Raw genomic sequence first — 16875 nt, forward strand, 5'->3', positions numbered from 1 at the left:
TTGCTTAATTCTTCACGGTATAGGCGTCAGAAAAGCCCAGATCTTTGACGTCGCTTTGCATTGCGTTTCGTTCCGCCCGCGTCAAAGCAGGACCAACGATCACCCTCCAAACAGTTTTGCCATTGGCTTCGAGTTTTTGAACTTTCGCAGGCAACCCGTTTCGCCGAATTTTCTCGGCAGCACCTTCGGCATTTTCTTCAACTGTGAAGGTGCCCACCTGAATAAACGGTTTTGAAAGCGATGAAACGGAGGTTGCCTCAGTGCTGGCTGCGGTTGCTGCCGGGGTAGGGGCGGCCTCTTCGATGGCCGCTGCAGCGCCCTCAATCGGGTCCAGAGGTGTTTCGGTGATTTCGTCGGCAGGCTTCTTTTGCCACCATTTCCGCTTCGGTGCAGCCTCGGTTGGCGGCGTGACAGTGGGATCGGTCAGATTTGCGGTTGGTGCTGGCTCAGGCGCCGCCTCGATAATCTCTGTTGCCACCTCATCGGTCTTTTCTGCGGTTTCAGCCACGGCTGAAGCTGTCGCAGCACCAGCTGCAGCAACTGGAGCCTTCTTTTGCCACCATTTACGCTTGGCTGGTTTATCAACGTCTTCGGACACATCTGCTGTGGTCTGGCTATCGGTTTTCTTGTCCTGAGGTTCAACCGCCTCAGCCGTTGGGGTCTCTTCGGGTTCAGCGACCTCTTCGGGCTCAGGAGCTTTTTCTTCTACTTTCTCGGCAGGCTTGCGCCGCAGGGCAACAACTTCAACCCGAGTCGGTGCGCCTGCGAGGATACCCAGTTTCGCGGCGGCAGTCGAAGACAGTTGCAGCGCAGGGCCCGGCAAGTTGCGTTCGCGGCGGAAAAGTGCGCCGGTTACGGATTTGTTGTTCTTTGTATTCGTTATCCGAACACGTTCAGGCTGTGTAACGTCCGGGTGCGCGACCCAGATTCCGCCCAACGAGGGGCGCCCATCCCACAAACCGGCTTCGGTGACCTTGAAGACATCAGGAGCTTCAACATCATCACGCGCGTTCCCTGTCGTTTTGGGAAACAGCTCTAATTTGCCGTCGTCCTGCACGCTTTCGTCCGCCTGCTCGGTGGATGTTCCACCCGATGTCAGGGCCTCGTCGCACCCTGACAGAGCAGCAACTGTTATTACCAGAACCGCCAGTGCCCGCGGTTTTGCGCGTGTCGTGGTCGCTCGATCCATATTTGCAATCCCTTGCCTGTAAGGGGCCTCTTTCATCGTACCCCGCCGCCGATCGCTGGTTCTGAACTGCCAGCCTGTCACGGTCTTTCACGCAAAGCATAGCCTGCACGTTCGGCCATGGAAAGTCTGCTGCACAGGCTTCGGCAAGATTTCCCTATTTGGTCTTGCCACCGTTTAAAGATAGCCTTAGACCCGGCCCCACGCGGGGAGGTGGCAGAGTGGTCGAATGCGGCGGTCTTGAAAACCGTTGGGCGTGAGAGCGTCCCCAGGGTTCGAATCCCTGTCTCCCCGCCACTCATACCTGTCTCACTTCAGTTGTGTTTTCTGATCCGGAATTGCGCCGCAATTCCCGCGAGTTGGCGCATGCGCTTTCAATCAGAGACGGAGCAAACCGTACACTCAGAACGCAATTCAGGCCTCAGTCTCAGTGGCGCATTTTGGCGGGGTCGCTTTGGGAGGGATTTCCCTGATACCCGGCAATTTACTGGGAATTTTCGTGAGATGGGTCTGGAACCCAGAGTTTCTCCTCTCAGAAATTTATTCTTTTCAGAGGCTTATGTTGCAAATTCCCTAAAAGGTGGAGCAGGGAATTGTTCCCACGGATCAAGGAGGGCGAACCCTGTATCAGGGAGGCCGGTTCTTGAGGTGTCAAAAGTCGAACAGACATTCCTGTTCGGCCCAATCAAGTGCGTGGGTAACGCTGACCAGACGCTTGAGTGTGAGTTCGGGCGGCCGGGTGCCGTCGAGAATCGCGACCTGAATCTTCGGTGAGAGAAAGGCAGTCAGGTCGCAACTCCCGATGAAGCGAGAGAAATCCTGGGCTTGAAGGGAGGGGACCGCGTCGCGTTTTGAGGATAGGATGACTGACATCAACTCCCATCGAGCAACATATTTTTTGGATTTCTGAAAACCCTAAGGAGATCGAACCATGCGATTGAGTGTTTTGACATTCAGCGCGCTTCTTACAGGATTTACTGCCGTTCAAGCTCATGCTCAGAACGCGGCTGAGGACATCACCAATCTTTTGCTCAGCAACCGGTCTGGAGACTGCGCGGACAATGCTGGAGTATATTCTGCTTCAGTGGAAGACGTCACGCGACAACATTAATTTAGGCCCATTGATTTCCGTTTGGCTGCGTGATTCATCGCGTTCAAAATGAGCGGTGCACATGTCTGACCGGGCGCACCAAGGGCGGCATGAACACAAAGTTGCATGCGGTTTGTGACAGATGAGCCCTTTTGCGCTATTGGTTAAAGCACAATGGCGAATGAAACCCCTGGGATCTGTCTGTCACTGCCGGTTAGTTCAGCAACTACATTAGCGCGAGGGCATTGGTCAGCAGCCCGCCAAATGTCGAATGGTTGCTGGGTGAGCGCGGATATGATGCCGATTGGTTTAGAGAAGCGTTGAAAGACAAAGGGATACGCGCGTGCATCCCAGGCCGCAAACAGCGCAAGACAACTGTCCGATACGACAAGTGCCGCTACAAACGCCGCAATCGGATTGAGATCATGTTTGGCAGATTGAAGGACTGGCGACGCGGTTCGACAGGTGTCCCAAAGTCTTCCTCTCAGAAATCGCTCTCGCCGCTTTGGTCATCTATTCGCTATGTGTCCTGAGCCTAATGCTTCCTATCTCGACCTCCCTTTTGCGTTTAGACGAAGCAACCGCGGCGAGAACGATGGCCAATGATTTTAGGTTGGTTCTTGCAGATGTTGAGGGCTCTCGGTCGTCTTCAATTGAACAAAGAAGCTCCCCCATGGCGCCACGAAACCCGTCGTTGAACCATTGTCCTTCGAGTGCAGGCCGCGCAATGCCATGCGCTGTCTCAAGTGTCACAGATTGCGTCGACAGATCCGGTCCAACTGATGTCAGGCTACCGGTCGTACCTGCAACGTATGTTGTATCGCGAGGCCCATAGGGAACGCCCCCGTCAAAAACCAGGCTTGCTTGGCCTTGGTCCAAACGAACCAGAGCCTGCGACATCAGAGGCACTTTGTTGGACTGGCCGCGTGCAGATGTAGTGGTTGCAAAAACGCTTTCTGCCCGGTCCCCAACAAGAGACGCAAGAAAGTCGAACCAATGCACGCCGAAATCGTAGAGTATCAGGTGGTCGACCTCGTCAAACGGGGTACCTGCCGTCCAACTGTGATCCCAGTGAATCGAGATATGGGCTGACAGAACATTACCGATAAATCCGGCTGAAACCGCCTCACGCATCCAGGACAGGTGCGGGGCCCAACGACCGTTCTGGTTTACCGCTAGTTTAACGCCCTGATCATCTGCCAGCTTCACAAGGTCATCACCCAGATCAAGGTCGGTAACAAAAGGCTTCTGGCTGAGCACGTGTTTGCCCGCTTGCAAGGCAGCTTTGATAATTGGCACACGATGTTCGGGGTGCAGCGTGACATCGACAACGTCGATCTCGCTATCGGCAAGAAGCGCCTCCCAGTCATCTTCGATGCGGGCAGAGGGGCAGTAAACAGCAGCTTTCTCTTCAGCCTTTGCGCGCGTACGGTTCCAGATTGCGGCGACGTCCCAGCCTGCTGTTCGGTAGGCATCAAGATGGCTTGCAGAAATCCCACCCGTACCAATAACCCCGATCCGGGGTTCATAGCGTCGAGGCATTGGTGGAAGATACTGCAGATCCGGCGCATCGATTTCGTGCAGATGAGCAGATTTTAGTGCGTACTGGTCTGTATTGGCACTGTCTGAGGTCATGCGAGTAACCGAAGTGTTCGTTTTTCATATGCCGAGCGGAGCGCTGTATCGACGATCCGTTGCGCTGTCAGGCAAAGTGCTGGATCCAGTGGCCCTTTGACCGGGATTTCTCTGGATATACAGTCAAGGACGTACTCAATCGCATTTCGTTCACCTAACGGTAGCGGAGTCACTGGTATCTCGTGCCGGTCAGGTCGTGTGCGGGTTTGAACCGTTATGTGATCGGCATAATCGGGCGATGAAATGGTGCCGTCTGTGCCCACAAAGACGAATCCGCAAGTTGGTTGAGGTTGCGTTGTCCACGGGTCGGTGAAGGTGCCCCAGCGCGTTTCCATTTTTGAGAGCCCGGTTTCATAACGGCAAACGGCAATGGCGTGTTGATCGACCTCAATCCCCGGTGTCTCATCGACTGTGCATGTCACCTCGATCGGCTCCTTTCCACCTAAATACCAGGTTCCAAGCGTCGCACCGTAGCCAAGGTAATCCAACAGCGACCCACCGCCCGATGCCCGCTTATACCACCATGAGTTCGGTTTCTGACGCTCAACCTCGTCCGGGGTGACTTCGACCTTGTCGGCCAGATGGTATAGGGGGCCGCGATTTCCGTCGTAGAAATGCACTTCGCGCAGGTTGCCGATCATCCCCTCATCAATCAACCGTTTGGCCGTGACGTGGCTTTCGACCCATCGTAATGGCCAGTTGATGATCAACTGTTTGTCGGTCCTATCCATTGCAGCCATCATACGGCGCGCATCATCAGAAGATGCGGCAAAGGGCTTTTCGACAAAAACATGCAGGTCGTAAGAGGCCAGACGTTCGGTATATTCCGCATGCTGAGCCGTTGCCACACAAAGAATTGCCATGTCGTAGGGTCCCGCAGCCATGCATGTGTCGAAGTCGGTAAAGATCCGATCTTCGGGAACGCTGAATGCCGTTGCCGCTGCCTTCATCTTGTCCCAATCAGGATCGAATATACCGGCGATTTCAGCGTCAGGGTGATCGTGCACCATCCGAAGCAAGTCACCCATATGCATGTGATCGAAACTGATGCCGACGATCCGGAATTTGGCCATTGGAAACTCCCTTTAGCGCGTGCCGGTGATCCTGACGTAGAGTGCGGTAACTGCAAGAATGATCAGCCCAAACAGGGCCGTGCGCGCACCTTCCGGCATTTGCATCAATGTTAGCATAGTATCCAGCACACGCAGAATAAGTGCGCCCACAATCGCACCTGCGAAACTGCCACGACCTCCGAAGATTGATGTGCCGCCAATCACCGCCGCAGCGACAGAGGGTAACAATAAGGGGTTGGCAAGGCTCAGCGAAGTTTGACGGATCATGCCGAGATAGAGCAAGCCAGCCAGCGCAGCGATCAAACTTGAAAGCACGTAGAGCCCCAGATAGACCTGCCATGCTCGGACCCCGGACAGCTTAGCGGCCTGCTCATTGGAGCCTAGGGCGAACAGCAGCCGACCAAATCCTGTGTAGCGCATCAGCCACAGGATAAAGAGCGCAAACGGGATGAATACAAAAAGGCCGTTCGGCATTCCAGCGGTGCGGCCGGTTCCGAGCCAGGCAAGGAAGGCGGGAATTTCGGTGCCAGCATTGATAACGAGGCGTTGATAGACCTGCAGACATCCGGTGGCGATTAACCCCGATCCCAGTGTCATGATCAATGGATGGACCCGGACCAATCCCACACCGATGCCATTTACAACGCCCACAACTAGGCCAGCTGACAGCGCGATCAATACTGCAGGTGTCACGCCCCAAATCGCACTAAGTGTTGCGCAAACGAAGGCTGACACGGTGGCAACTACCCCGACCGAGAGATCAATTCCTGCGGTTAGCATTGTCAGCACCTGACAAGCCGCAAGCATCGCCAATGGAATTGCGAACTTGATCAGGTTGCCAACCCAAAAGGTTGAAATCAGCCCATCCCGACCTGCTCGGACCGGGGTAACGATACCTGGCCGCAATACTTCCAGCACAGCGATCATCAGGACAAGGAAGACCAATAGCGGGATGATCGGGTTGTCGCGCAGATAACGGCCAAAGCGGACCATCGGTGGATCTATGGTGTCCATGCTCATCGGCGGGATCCCTTTAGTGAAGCCGCCGTGCCCAACATAACGACGAGAACCATAATTGTGCCTTCGATAATTGTGGTCACGTTTGGATCGACGGCCATCAATGTCAGGATCGTTCGAATGATCCGCAAAATGAACACCGCGATGATCGGCCCAAGCAGACTGCCTTTGCCTCCGCCCAGTACGACGCCGCCCAGAACCACGGCCGCGACCGAGGCCATAAGATATGGCCCCGGAACCGGCTCTCCAATCCCTGTTAGCGCAGCGAGGCTTAGACCGCCCATGGCGCAAAACAACCCGCATAGCGCATAGGCCGCTATCTTTGTTCTTCCCACTGAAACACCAGAGCGGAAGGCGGCAAGCTCGTCTGATCCGGTGGCGTAAATCGAGAGCCCGAGTTTGGAGCGCCGGATTGGCAACCAGACAACAGCGATGCCCAAGGCAATGACAAGCAATGCCTTAGGCAGCCCGTCGAATAGAAACTGACCGCGTATTGCCTGTTCCAGCCAATCTGCGGTCGCGCCGCCCGGTGTCTCAAGGATCAACAGCGCGACGCCTTCCCACACAAACAGCATGGCGAGTGTCACAACGATATCGGGCACGCGCGTTACAACGATCAAAAAACCATTGATCAACCCCATCAAAAACCCGACCCCCAACACGATAAACAAGGCCGGTGCACCGGCCATGCGCTCCATCAGAACGGCTGCAGTCACAGCACAGACCGCCATCATAGACGCAACAGACAGGTCGATACCGCCGACGATTACGACGATGGCCATACCGGCGGTTGCGAAAGCAAAGGGCAGGGCGGCGCGGGCAATACTCTCCAGTCCTGACGCACCGAAAGTTGGTTGTATCAATTTTGTGATGGTCAAAAGGATCATAAGAAGAACCGCTAACCCCATGACCCATGCGTGTCTTCGGATGGCCACGCTCACGCCGCGCCCTCCGTCTCGGTCAGGCCATAGGCCGCACGCATCAGTGTTTGTTCATCCGCGTCGGCCGCATCTATCACGTCAACCACGCGACCGTTGAAGATTACGACCGCGCGGTCACAGGCAAGTGGGATTTCTTCCAACTCGGACGTATAGAATAGAACCGCCGCTCCTTGATCTGCCAACTCACGGACAAGCGGGTAAATCTGGCGTTTTGTGCGCACATCGATGCCACGGGTCGGATCGAATAGAAGCAGGGTTTCGACACCTGTCGCGAGCCAGCGACCAATGGTGACTTTCTGTTGGTTGCCACCTGAAAGCCTTTGCACCTCGCCTTGCGCGCGTGTGTCGATCTGAAGTTTCTCAACCGCATAAGCGACCCGATCGCGCTCATGCCGCAATTTTATTGGTCCCCAGTTCTTGAGCCGGGCTGAAAATGGCAGAGCGATGTTTTCTTTAACTGACCTTTGCGCCAGCAGAGCGTCTGAACGATCGCCCGGAACGAAAGTTATCCCGACGGCAATGGCGTCGGCGGGGTGGGCGAAGTTTACGGGCTTTCCATCAACTTCCATCGATCCTGAAGACGGGCGATCAAAGCCCGCCAGAACCTCAAACAGTTCATCCTGCCCCTGACCCTCAAGCGCGACCACCCCTAGGACCTCGCCGGGGAATAAGTCGAACGAAACATCCGAGAAACTGGGCTCAAAAGCCAGTGACTTAATGCCTAGGCGCGGTGTCTTAGCCTGTGGTTCATTTGCTCGAAGGATCTGACGTGTTCCAATGTCAATCTTCTGACCCAGCATCAATTCGACCACGCGTTCTTCTACGCCGGGTTCAATGTCGAGATCTCCGACAGACATGCCATCCCGCAACACAGTGGCCCGATCGCACAGTTCCGAAATCTCGGTGAAACGGTGAGAAACATAGATCACACCCATCCCGTCATTTGCTTTGCGCCTTACGGTCTTCAATACGCGTTCAACCAGATCCGTCGGCAGCGCCGCGGTCATTTCGTCCAGCAAGAGGACATCTGGTTCAACTGCCAGCGCGCGTGCCAGATCGAGGATGCGCAGCGTAGCAAGTGGCAGGTCGCCAATCATTGCCGATAGTTTCAGGCCTTCGATGCCAAGTTCTGTAACCCAGTTTTGAAACTGATCGACAGGTGTGTCTGTCAGCCGAAGATTGTCGGATACGTCGAGATCAGGAATGAGTGAGGGTTCTTGATAAACCGGCACCAAACCGGAACGGCGCGCCTCGGCGGGGCTTCCGACAAACGCTTGTTTGCCTCTGATCAATACCTGACCAGCGTCGGGTTTAAGGGCACCAGTAATGATCTTGACGAAAGTGGACTTGCCAGCGCCATTTGCGCCCATCAAGGCAACGATCTCGCCTTCGGCAACCGTGAGGTGCGCATTGGTCAACGCCCGTACGGCGCCAAAACTTTTGGCCACGTCAGACGCGTCGAGAAGTGGTGTGCTGCTCATGGAAGTCCTTGAATGCCGAGTGGGTTGGATTTGCCTTCCGCCCAGCTAAAGGCGGAAGGCCAGTCAATTCGGATCAGCCCTCGCCGGGTCCCTTACAGTCGATGATTTGTTCCATCGTGTAATCGGTCCAGCCGGGAACGGTCACTGATACGGGCCACTCTGGGTCAAGGTTAGGATTCTGAGCCGCTGTGATCGTTTCACGGCCTGCGTCCGTCGCATTCTCCCAAAGCACAGGATCTACAAGAACGGTTTTGTTCTCAGGTGCCTTGCCGTTCAGAATGTCGACAGCCAAAGCAATGCCTGCGCCGCCGACTGAGCCAGGATTTGTCACTGCCGCGCCGTTCAATCCCTCAACCTCGGTCAGATATTGAACAAATCCTGCGTTGTCTGCGCCAACGATCGGAACCAGGGGAGCGCCGGATTCAGTGAAAGCGTCGACGATTACATTGTCGATGCCGCTGGTCCAGACACCGTCAAACGGGATGCCGGTGGCCAGGTAATCAAAGATCTGTTGCTTGCCCTGATCTTGCTGCCAGCCGGTGAAAACCTCGTGCACCACATTGACATCGGGGTGTTCTGCCAACGCGCGTTTAAAGCCGTTGTCGCGGTCAGTATCCGCCGAAACCCCAGCAATGCCACGCATATAGACAACGTCACCTTTGCCACCAAGCTGTTCAAACAACCACTTGGCGCCAAGATAGGCGTATTCTTCTTGATTGTTCGAAAGAATGTAGGCGCCTTCAGCCGAAACGCCGGCATCCACGGCAACAACTACGATGTCCTGAGATATCGCCTTTTCCAGTGCCGAGTTTAAAGCATCGGGGTTGGATGGGTTCAGCACGATGGCGTCTACACCCGCTTCAATGAGGTTGTTGATGTCTTCCAGTTGCCCGGCTGAATCGGTGTTGCGATGCGCAACGATTAGGTTCGTCACATCGGCTTCGACCAGAGCTTGCGCACGCATGGCGCAGATCATCTGTTCGCGCCAACCATTACCTTGAACGGTGTTGGACACTCCGATTGTGTATTGCTTGTGCCCGTCAGCCAACGCCACAGTTGAAAGAGACGCTGAAACTGCAAGAGCAGCAACACCATAAAGTAGGTTCTTCATTTTAGTTTCCTCCCAGTTTTAGTCATTTCAAATTTGATAATTTCTTCACTTGATGAATGGTGACAGGACATCCCGGGCCAGCAGAAAACCCCGCTTGACCTTTTCGTCAGTCCCTTCGAACAATCTGTCTTCATGTTCGATAATGATCGGACCGTCGTATCCGGCGCGATACAGGCCGGAAAAGAAACCGGACCAGTCCACATCGCCCAGCCCGCATAGCCGTGGGATTTGCCATCCCATGCCGGTAGACATCACACCGTTCTCATAAAGCCCGTCCTCATCAACCATCACGTCTTTGGCATGGACATGAGCCATGTGAGGACCGAACTCCTTGATGAACCGTGTCTGATCGATGAACTGCCAGATCAGATGTGAAGGATCGAAGTTCATGCCAACCGCATCGCCCCATTCTTCAAAAATCCGCCGCCAGATTCTTGGCGAGTAAGCAATGTTGTGACCCCCGGGCCATTCGTCATAGCTGAAGATCATCGGGCAGTTCTCAAAGCACAGACGCACACCAGAGTTTTGTGCATGCCTCACGATCGGATCGAAAATTTCGGTGGCACGCTCCCAGTTCGCGTCTAGATGCAGAGTGCGATCTCCGCCGACGAATGTGTTGACAACTTTGATGCCCATAACACCGGCGGCGGTGATTACTTTGTTAAGATGTCCAATAACTTCAACCCGATGCTCTTCATCGGCGTGGAGCGGGTTGGGATAGTACCCCAGACCCGAAATCTCGATCCCCTGATCGCCGAGTTGCCCGACAATTTCATTGCCCTGATCCGCGGAAAGGCCATCTACGTTGATGTGGCTGGTTCCCGCATAGCGCCGTTGTTCGCCACCTGACGATGGCCAGCAGGCGACCTCCATCGCCGAAAACCCATTGGAACCGGCCCAGGCCGCCACCTCAGTCAATTGAGAGTTTTCGAATGGTGCAGTCAGTAAGCCCAGTTTCATGTCATCGCCCTCAAATCTCGCTCAAATCGACCCAGCGGCTCTCACTCGCCGACTTGACGACGGCTTCGCAGAACTGCATCTCGTAGTGGCCGTCCTCAAATGTGGCCCATGTGCTGCCTTGTTGCCGCCCGCCCGCGATGACGTCGGCATAGACCGCCCGGAAAAAGTTGAAGAATGAATCTGCGAACCCTTCGACATGCCCGGGCGGCAAGGTGGCGGCTGCGATCCCCGGACCGTTCATCAAGGTGAAGTCACGCATCAGGGTTTGGTTGGGCGCGTCACGATGCCCAATGAACAGATGATCAGGAGTTTCACTGTCCCAAGCCGCACTGGCATTTGCTCCGGCGATGTCCCATTGCAATGAGTTCTTTCGCCCCATATTCACTTGGGATGTGCTCATCACGCCGCGTGCTCCGTTTTCGTAACGGATTAGGATCATAGCAGCATCATCGGTATCGATATGCACATTTTCGGTTTCGCCGGTTCCGCTGGCAAACGTCTCAACCGAGCCGAGAGGTTTCTGGCGTTCCGGGATAAAAGTAGCCAGTTCCGCCATGACCGATGCCGCTTTCAAGCCAGTGACAAAGCTCGTCAGGTCAACCCAGTGCGTTCCAATGTCACCGACCGAACGCAACACACCACCCATTTCGCTTTCCAACCGCCAATTCCAGTCGTTGGGCTTGGCAAGCCAGTCCTGATGGTAGTGCCCGGTAACAAAACGGATATCACCCAGATCCCCGGCCATTACCATGCCGTGGGCTTGTTGGTTCAGCGGATAAAAGCGAATGTTGTAACAAACCGCTGCAACCTTGCCAGAAGCCTTGGCTAGGTCGACCATCTCGGCGCTTTCTACGGACGTCATGGCAAGTGGTTTCTCGCAGATGACGTGTTTGCCCGCAGCTAGGATCGATTTCACTTGCGGATAGTGTGCGTGGTTAGGGGTCGTTACGTGCACTATATCGATGTTTTCATCCGCCAACAGATCCTCCAGAGAGTCATAAGCCCGGGCTACGCTCATTGCCCGCGCTCGTTCCCTTCCGCGCTCTGGCGATGACCCAAGAACACCTCTTACGTCCACGCCCAGACGCCGAAGCGCCTGAACGTGCACTGTTCCTATGAAGCCGGTCCCGATCACCGCAGCGCGGATTTTTGCGAAGTCACTCATCGTGCGCTCCTGTCAAACAACCGAATACCCTCCGTCCACGATCACGCAGGTACCGGTCACAAAGGCTGCCGCATCGGATGCGAGAAACAAGGCTGTTCCAGCGATATCTTCTGGGTGACCCCAGCGTGCCAAGGGTGTGCGTGCTTCTACAGCTGTTGAGAAACTGGCGTCTTTTCGGGCTTTCGCCGATTGCTCGGTCACGATGAACCCGGGCGCGATCGCGTTCACCCGAATACCGTCTTTGGCCCACGCAATCGCCAGTGATTTTGTTAGTTGTTCCACGCCGGCTTTTGACGCGCCATAGGCTGGGTTGAGCGGTGAACCAAAGCGCGCATACATGGAGGCCACATTTATGACGCGCCCTTTCGCGACCGAAAGGGCAGGGTGCAGCGCTTCGGCGCAGCGAAAAGACCCGGTCAGATTTACGTCCAGCACGTGGGAAAAGAACTCAGGTGCCATTTCTTCACCGCGTCGAGTCACCGCCGCACAGTTTACCAAGACGTCAATATGGTCCCGCTCACCTGCAAAATTGTAGACTTCCTCGGTGTTGGTTACATCCAGTTGAATGTAGTCAAACCGGGCGGCGTCCTCTTCGACGCATTGCGGTTCCACACCGGTAATCTCCACTGTGGCACCCGAGTCCTGGAATTCTCTTGCAATAGCGGCACCAATGCCGGCTCGGCTGGCACCGATCACCAGGACCTTTGCCCCGGCAAAGTCGAATGTCACCTTCGAAACCATCAAAGAACCCGGCTTTTGTTGCGTTTGAATTCGGATGCCATCAGGTTCCCTCGTTTGGAGAAATCGTTACTGCAAACGATTACATTTGGAAAATACCTACTTTCCAAATTGTGTAATCGATTACATAATCGGCATCACATGAGATTCGAGTCAAGCCAGAAATCGACTGCCAAGCAATGAGCAAGATACCCAAACCCGCCACAATACAGGACGTCGCACGTGTTTCGCAGGTGTCGACAGCCACTGTCAGTCGAGCTCTGTCCAATCCCGATCTGGTGTCAAAATCAACACGTGTTGCTGTTTTGGAAGCTATTCGCGAGACGGGATATCGCGTTAATCAGGCAGCCCGAAACCTGCGGATGAAAAGGGCGGGGGCCGTACTGATCCTTGTTCCCAACCTCGGCAAACCTTTCTATTCGGGCATACTTGCCGGTATCAGCGAGGGGTTTGCGGGCTCGGACTATGCAGTTCTGATTGCCGATACCGAAAGTAATCCGCTGCAGGAAGAAACTCTTGCCGGGTACTTTCGAGACGGCCGGATAGATGGCGCAATCTCTTTGGATGGTGGCATTCCTTCGACCGCACTTCAGCAATGCGTCACATACGGCGCCGGCGACCGCATAGTATTTTTGTGTGAATGGGTGGAAGGCGAGGCCTTTCCGGTGATTTCCAGCGACAACGCCGAAGGTGCGCGATTGGCGATCAGGCACCTGCATGATTTGGGCCACAAAAAAATCGCGCATGTTACCGGTCCCGACGGGAATGTTCTGACGACCGCTCGGCGTAAGGGCGTGGTCGAAGAACGGACACGCTTGGGGCTTCCAGCGCGGCCCGAGTGGATTATCAGGGGAGACTTCTCGCTGGAATCCGGACATGAGGCCGCCAGACGAATACTTGCGATGGATGAGCGCCCAACAGCGGTGTTCTGCGCTGCGGATATGGTTGCCTTTGGGTTGATTTCTGGGCTGGTCGCGGGTGGGTTGAAGGTGCCCGGTGACATTTCGGTTGTTGGTTTCGACGATATCGAAATGTCAGGATCTTATGTTCCGGCTCTGACAACAATCCGACAGGACCGACACCAACTGGGACGCCGTGCGGCAGAGGTTTTGCTGGGCCAGTTGGCGAACACTGGCAAAGCGCTTCCAATGAAATCAGCGCTCCCCGTAGAGCTTGTAACACGGGCGAGCTCTGCGCCGCCCAATTAGCGAAGTCAAAATTCAGGCGCCTTTGCTATAGTCAACGAAGAAGCGGGTGGCGCTGTGAGCGATGGAGAAAGGGGAAATGAGTAAGTCGACCATACCCATTGGCTCTGAACTCACTGTTCGGGATTATTCCCTGACTGGTGCGAATACGCGTCAAGCGATAGAAAACGGTCTGTCGGCCGCAGAGTGGTACCACAGCGATGTTCCTCGTAAGAAGCTGAAATCGCTTATGAAGCGCAGGGATGCGCCGGCCATTCGTGACACAGTGATCTGGATCGCTTTGCACTTTGTATTTGCGGCTAGCGGGCTGTACTTCTGGGGTAGCTGGCTTTGCGTGCCTTTCTGGTTTGCATACGGTGTCGTGTATGGTTCGGCCTGCGACAGCCGTTGGCACGAATGCGGACACGGAACGGCGTTTCGAACCCGCTGGATGAACGACGTCGTGTACCACATCGCGTCCTTCCAGATTATGCGAAACCCGGTCAACTGGCGCTGGAGCCACGCGCGGCATCACACCGATACACTCATTGTTGGCCGCGATCCGGAAATAGCGTGGATGCACCCGATCAGCCTCGTCCTGAAAGCGCTTGCGTTTGTGGGGATTGTTGAAACGTGGACCTCGCTCAAAGTTCTGACGCGAAATGCGATGGAAAACTTGTCGCAAGAAGAGCGGGATTACATTCCGGAAAGCCAATGGCCCAAAGCGGTCCTTTGGGCGCGGATTCACATTGCAATCTACGTTGCCGTCTTGTTGATTTCATTTGTTTTGCTTGTCTCCGGGGCCGCATGGAAATCCCTGATCCCCATACTCTTAATCGGAGGTCCTCGGGTCTATGGGTGTTGGCATTTTGTAATGACGGGGTTGCTTCAGCATGGAGGGCTTGCGGAGAACGTTCTTGATCACCGTTTAAATTCACGTACACTTTATATGAACCCGATAAGCCGTTGGGTTTACTGGAACATGAATTACCATATTGAGCATCACATGTTCCCGATGGTTCCGTATTACTCTCTTCCAGTGCTTCATGATCTGATCAAGGATGATCTGCCGCCGCCGAATACTTCGATTTGGGACGGCTACAAAGAAATGATGGGTTCCGTCATGAAGCAGCGTGTTGACCCGAGTTACGCCATACGAAAGTCTCTCCCTCCGACGGCCCGCCCATATCGGGAACATTTTCACTTGGCAGTTCCAGAGAGAAACACGGGGTTAGAAATCGGTGATCGAGGAGGAACGTAATGCCTTGGGTTGACGCATGCGCCGTAGACGATGTTGAGGAAGAAGATCTCATTCGTTGGGACCACGACGGTAGAACCTACTTGATTGTTCGCAGTTTGGACAATGAGTTCTATTGCACCGACGGCCTCTGTACACACGAACAAGTGCACTTATCGGACGGTCTGGTGATGGACAATGAGATAGAGTGCCCCAAGCATAATGGGCTATTCGACTATCGCACTGGCAAAGCTTTGAGGGCACCCGTATGCGAAGATCTTCGCACCTACGAAACCAGAGTAGGAAATGGTCGCGTCATGGTATTGGTGGAATGATTTTTTGGGCTAGGAGTGGTTTGTGATCGAGCTGTCCGCAACAGGCATCCGGCTTTCATTCGATTTGCAGTTGGGGTTGATCGAGAGTTTCAGTGTGTACGACGGTAACGCTGAAATTTCACCACTACATCGCGCACCTTGGGTCGGCACAGACGAAGTTATGCCCGAAGGTATAGCACCTCATTTGGAAAAACTCGGCGGTGATTTCTTCTGCGCCCCATTCGGGTCAACTGAGGGGACATCGCCGCTGCATGGGTGGCCAGCTAACTCTCGTTGGAGACTAGAAGAAAAGACCGACAGCTATTTGCGCGCTGAGCTCGACAGAACGGTCTATGGAGCTAGGCTGCAAAAAGAGATTACACTGCATCCTGAGCATCCATTCGTCTACCAGCGTCACACTTTCATTGGTGGCGACGGCACGATGCCGGTTGCAAATCACGCAAATGTATCCTTGCCCAATGGTGGGATCATTCAAACCTCTCGAAAGCAGTGTTGGAGAACGCCTAAGGTTGAACAGGAAGTTGATCCGGCCTTAGGCTATTCAGCGCTTAGATATCCGGCTGAAAGCCAAACGTTGGCGTCTTTTCCCGGGAAAGACCGCGAAGTGAATCTGTCAAACTACCCATGGTCTCCACAGAGTGAAGACTTTGTTGTTGGATTGGATTCGCCTGATGAGAAATTGGGTTGGACCGCGGTAACTCGCCCCGTGGAGGGCGACATGTTCCTGTCGCTTAAATCGGCTCAGGCTTTGCCGATGACGATGTTGTGGCATTCGAACGGTGGTCGATATTATGCTCCTTGGTCGAGCCGCCACTTCGCCTGCCTTGGGGTTGAGGAGGGGGCCGCTTCGCCCATCCTGGGAAAGGTCGAAAACAGTTTCCCGAACGATCACGGCGTCATTCATCTAAACCCCGATCGCCAAGTTGAGGTTACACATGTCATCGGGGCGCTTCGTTGGCGTAGTGGAGCCAGGGTGATTGCAGTTGAAACTCTGGGAAACCAACTTTTGATCCGAGGTACAGAAAATCAGGAGATTCTTGTGCCATTCGATCCGCAAGCCCTGAACATTTGAACGGGTGGTGTAGGGGAAATTGGTTTGAGACAGGCAGGGCAGTTTCGTAGCTTCGCTTGATGACAAAAACGCTCACTTTTTTGCTGCTTCAAAACCAACCCTGAGATCATTCGTCTAGCAGTGATCGTGTACGTTCGATTCTGGTTGAATAGGTTTGGCCCTATCTGTGCTGCAGAAATTAGCCGAAAACACATAAATCGGATGCGATGTTCCGCGAACTGTTAGCGGCATCTCAAAAAGGTTATTATTGAAGATCAACGGCAAGCAATATTACCTGTGACGGGCAGCCGACCATGAAGGCGAGGTCTTGGAAAGCTATGTCACGAACCGCCGGGATCGTGTTGCGGCCCTCGAAGAAAGCGATGAAACGATACGGCCAGCCAGGTTTCGTCGTCACTGACAAATTGCACTCTTACGACGCGGCGATGAAAGTCATAGGGAATGCGTTAGGACAAGAAACTGGCCGTAGGAAGAACAATCTTGCTGAGTATTCACATCTTCCGTCGGCGAAAAGAACGTGCGATGCTCTGCCTCCGGCAAATGTGATGTTTGCAAAATTTTGCCGCAGACGACACTTCCGTCCATAGTCACTTCAATCATGAACGGCAGCTTTACTCACGCGACAAGTTCAAGCTCAGTTGAACTGCCGC

General features: G+C 54.4%; 15 protein-coding genes, 1 tRNA gene and 2 pseudogenes. 7 read left to right on the top strand and 11 right to left on the bottom strand.

Annotated features, from left to right (window positions below; all coding sequences use genetic code 11):
• Positions 1 to 4 precede the first annotated feature (4 nt).
• Positions 5 to 1189, bottom strand: a complete 1185-nt coding sequence (locus AC2FLB_RS05820) for an SPOR domain-containing protein (protein ID WP_282021414.1) — start codon at positions 1187 to 1189, stop codon at positions 5 to 7.
• Between the two features lie 204 nt (positions 1190 to 1393).
• On the opposite strand from AC2FLB_RS05820, the gene AC2FLB_RS05825 reads away from it, so the two are divergent.
• Positions 1394 to 1483, top strand: a tRNA-Ser gene (locus AC2FLB_RS05825).
• Positions 1484 to 1837: 354 nt separating this feature from the next.
• On the opposite strand, the gene AC2FLB_RS05830 is transcribed toward AC2FLB_RS05825, so the two are convergent.
• Positions 1838 to 2059 (bottom strand): hypothetical protein, encoded by a 222-nt coding sequence (locus AC2FLB_RS05830; protein ID WP_496708823.1) that lies wholly within the window; start codon positions 2057 to 2059, stop codon positions 1838 to 1840.
• A 438-nt stretch (positions 2060 to 2497) separates the two neighbouring features.
• Between AC2FLB_RS05830 and AC2FLB_RS05835 the strand changes: the two are divergent.
• Positions 2498 to 2799 (top strand): annotated as a pseudogene (locus AC2FLB_RS05835) (transposase); the annotation flags it as partial.
• Here the strand turns inward: AC2FLB_RS05835 and AC2FLB_RS05840 are convergent.
• The 9 genes from AC2FLB_RS05840 to AC2FLB_RS05880 all read right to left on the bottom strand — a co-directional run bounded on the left by AC2FLB_RS05840 (position 2790) and on the right by AC2FLB_RS05880 (position 12400).
• Complete coding sequence (locus AC2FLB_RS05840; protein ID WP_496708824.1) at positions 2790 to 3911, bottom strand: Gfo/Idh/MocA family protein; 1122 nt, start codon at positions 3909 to 3911, stop codon at positions 2790 to 2792. The pseudogene AC2FLB_RS05835 and the gene AC2FLB_RS05840 overlap by 10 nt on opposite strands.
• The gene (locus tag AC2FLB_RS05845; RefSeq protein WP_496690825.1) at positions 3908 to 4984 is read right to left on the bottom strand and encodes a Gfo/Idh/MocA family protein; all 1077 of its coding nucleotides are present in this window, start codon (positions 4982 to 4984) and stop codon (positions 3908 to 3910) included. Before AC2FLB_RS05845 ends, AC2FLB_RS05840 begins: the two co-directional genes overlap by 4 nt.
• 12 nt (positions 4985 to 4996) lie before the next feature.
• Entirely contained in the window at positions 4997 to 6004 is a 1008-nt protein-coding gene (locus AC2FLB_RS05850; RefSeq protein ID WP_496690824.1) for an ABC transporter permease, read from the bottom strand.
• Positions 6001 to 6864: an ABC transporter permease gene (locus tag AC2FLB_RS05855; protein ID WP_496708825.1), complete on the bottom strand. Its 864-nt coding sequence runs from the start codon at positions 6862 to 6864 to the stop codon at positions 6001 to 6003. The genes AC2FLB_RS05850 and AC2FLB_RS05855 overlap by 4 nt, the downstream gene beginning before the upstream one ends.
• Before the next feature lie 74 nt (positions 6865 to 6938).
• Entirely contained in the window at positions 6939 to 8423 is a 1485-nt protein-coding gene (locus tag AC2FLB_RS05860) for a sugar ABC transporter ATP-binding protein (RefSeq protein ID WP_496694927.1), read from the bottom strand.
• A 73-nt stretch (positions 8424 to 8496) separates the two neighbouring features.
• Positions 8497 to 9534 (bottom strand): ABC transporter substrate-binding protein, encoded by a 1038-nt coding sequence (locus AC2FLB_RS05865; protein WP_496690821.1) that lies wholly within the window; start codon positions 9532 to 9534, stop codon positions 8497 to 8499.
• Between the two features lie 45 nt (positions 9535 to 9579).
• Complete coding sequence (locus tag AC2FLB_RS05870; protein ID WP_496690820.1) at positions 9580 to 10494, bottom strand: sugar phosphate isomerase/epimerase family protein; 915 nt, start codon at positions 10492 to 10494, stop codon at positions 9580 to 9582.
• A gap of 10 nt (positions 10495 to 10504) precedes the next feature.
• The gene (locus AC2FLB_RS05875; RefSeq protein ID WP_496708826.1) at positions 10505 to 11659 is read right to left on the bottom strand and encodes a Gfo/Idh/MocA family protein; all 1155 of its coding nucleotides are present in this window, start codon (positions 11657 to 11659) and stop codon (positions 10505 to 10507) included.
• Between the two features lie 12 nt (positions 11660 to 11671).
• Entirely contained in the window at positions 11672 to 12400 is a 729-nt protein-coding gene (locus AC2FLB_RS05880; RefSeq protein ID WP_496690818.1) for an SDR family NAD(P)-dependent oxidoreductase, read from the bottom strand.
• A gap of 176 nt (positions 12401 to 12576) precedes the next feature.
• Between AC2FLB_RS05880 and AC2FLB_RS05885 the strand changes: the two genes are divergently transcribed.
• From AC2FLB_RS05885 to AC2FLB_RS05905, 5 genes and pseudogenes are all read left to right on the top strand, one after another.
• Positions 12577 to 13605 carry a LacI family DNA-binding transcriptional regulator gene (locus AC2FLB_RS05885; RefSeq protein WP_496708827.1) on the top strand — a complete coding sequence of 343 codons (1029 nt, stop codon included), beginning with the start codon at positions 12577 to 12579 and terminating at the stop codon, positions 13603 to 13605.
• A gap of 76 nt (positions 13606 to 13681) precedes the next feature.
• Complete coding sequence (locus tag AC2FLB_RS05890; protein WP_496708828.1) at positions 13682 to 14842, top strand: fatty acid desaturase family protein; 1161 nt, start codon at positions 13682 to 13684, stop codon at positions 14840 to 14842.
• Positions 14842 to 15153, top strand: a complete 312-nt coding sequence (locus tag AC2FLB_RS05895) for a MocE family 2Fe-2S type ferredoxin (RefSeq protein ID WP_271946204.1) — start codon at positions 14842 to 14844, stop codon at positions 15151 to 15153. Before AC2FLB_RS05890 ends, AC2FLB_RS05895 begins: the two co-directional genes overlap by 1 nt.
• Positions 15154 to 15223: 70 nt before the next feature.
• Positions 15224 to 16225 carry a hypothetical protein gene (locus AC2FLB_RS05900; RefSeq protein ID WP_496708829.1) on the top strand — a complete coding sequence of 334 codons (1002 nt, stop codon included), beginning with the start codon at positions 15224 to 15226 and terminating at the stop codon, positions 16223 to 16225.
• A 105-nt stretch (positions 16226 to 16330) separates the two neighbouring features.
• Positions 16331 to 16867 (top strand): annotated as a pseudogene (locus AC2FLB_RS05905) (DDE-type integrase/transposase/recombinase).
• The last annotated feature ends 8 nt before the right edge of the window (positions 16868 to 16875 follow it).

Source organism: Ruegeria sp. CDSA236, assembly GCF_059611285.1.

Bases quoted from the DNA above. Each gene is read 5' to 3' on its own strand.
- AC2FLB_RS05890 (WP_496708828.1), top strand. From the start codon at position 13,682: ATGAGTAAGTCGACCATACCCATTGGCTCTGAACTCACTGTTCGGGAT.
- AC2FLB_RS05840 (WP_496708824.1), bottom strand. From the start codon at position 3,911: ATGACCTCAGACAGTGCCAATACAGACCAGTACGCACTAAAATCTGCT.
- AC2FLB_RS05820 (WP_282021414.1), bottom strand. From the start codon at position 1,189: ATGGATCGAGCGACCACGACACGCGCAAAACCGCGGGCACTGGCGGTT.
- AC2FLB_RS05870 (WP_496690820.1), bottom strand. From the start codon at position 10,494: ATGAAACTGGGCTTACTGACTGCACCATTCGAAAACTCTCAATTGACT.
- AC2FLB_RS05875 (WP_496708826.1), bottom strand. From the start codon at position 11,659: ATGAGTGACTTCGCAAAAATCCGCGCTGCGGTGATCGGGACCGGCTTC.
- AC2FLB_RS05830 (WP_496708823.1), bottom strand. From the start codon at position 2,059: ATGTCAGTCATCCTATCCTCAAAACGCGACGCGGTCCCCTCCCTTCAA.
- AC2FLB_RS05850 (WP_496690824.1), bottom strand. From the start codon at position 6,004: ATGAGCATGGACACCATAGATCCACCGATGGTCCGCTTTGGCCGTTAT.
- AC2FLB_RS05860 (WP_496694927.1), bottom strand. From the start codon at position 8,423: ATGAGCAGCACACCACTTCTCGACGCGTCTGACGTGGCCAAAAGTTTT.
- AC2FLB_RS05845 (WP_496690825.1), bottom strand. From the start codon at position 4,984: ATGGCCAAATTCCGGATCGTCGGCATCAGTTTCGATCACATGCATATG.
- AC2FLB_RS05895 (WP_271946204.1), top strand. From the start codon at position 14,842: ATGCCTTGGGTTGACGCATGCGCCGTAGACGATGTTGAGGAAGAAGAT.
- AC2FLB_RS05865 (WP_496690821.1), bottom strand. From the start codon at position 9,534: ATGAAGAACCTACTTTATGGTGTTGCTGCTCTTGCAGTTTCAGCGTCT.
- AC2FLB_RS05885 (WP_496708827.1), top strand. From the start codon at position 12,577: ATGAGCAAGATACCCAAACCCGCCACAATACAGGACGTCGCACGTGTT.
- AC2FLB_RS05880 (WP_496690818.1), bottom strand. From the start codon at position 12,400: ATGGTTTCGAAGGTGACATTCGACTTTGCCGGGGCAAAGGTCCTGGTG.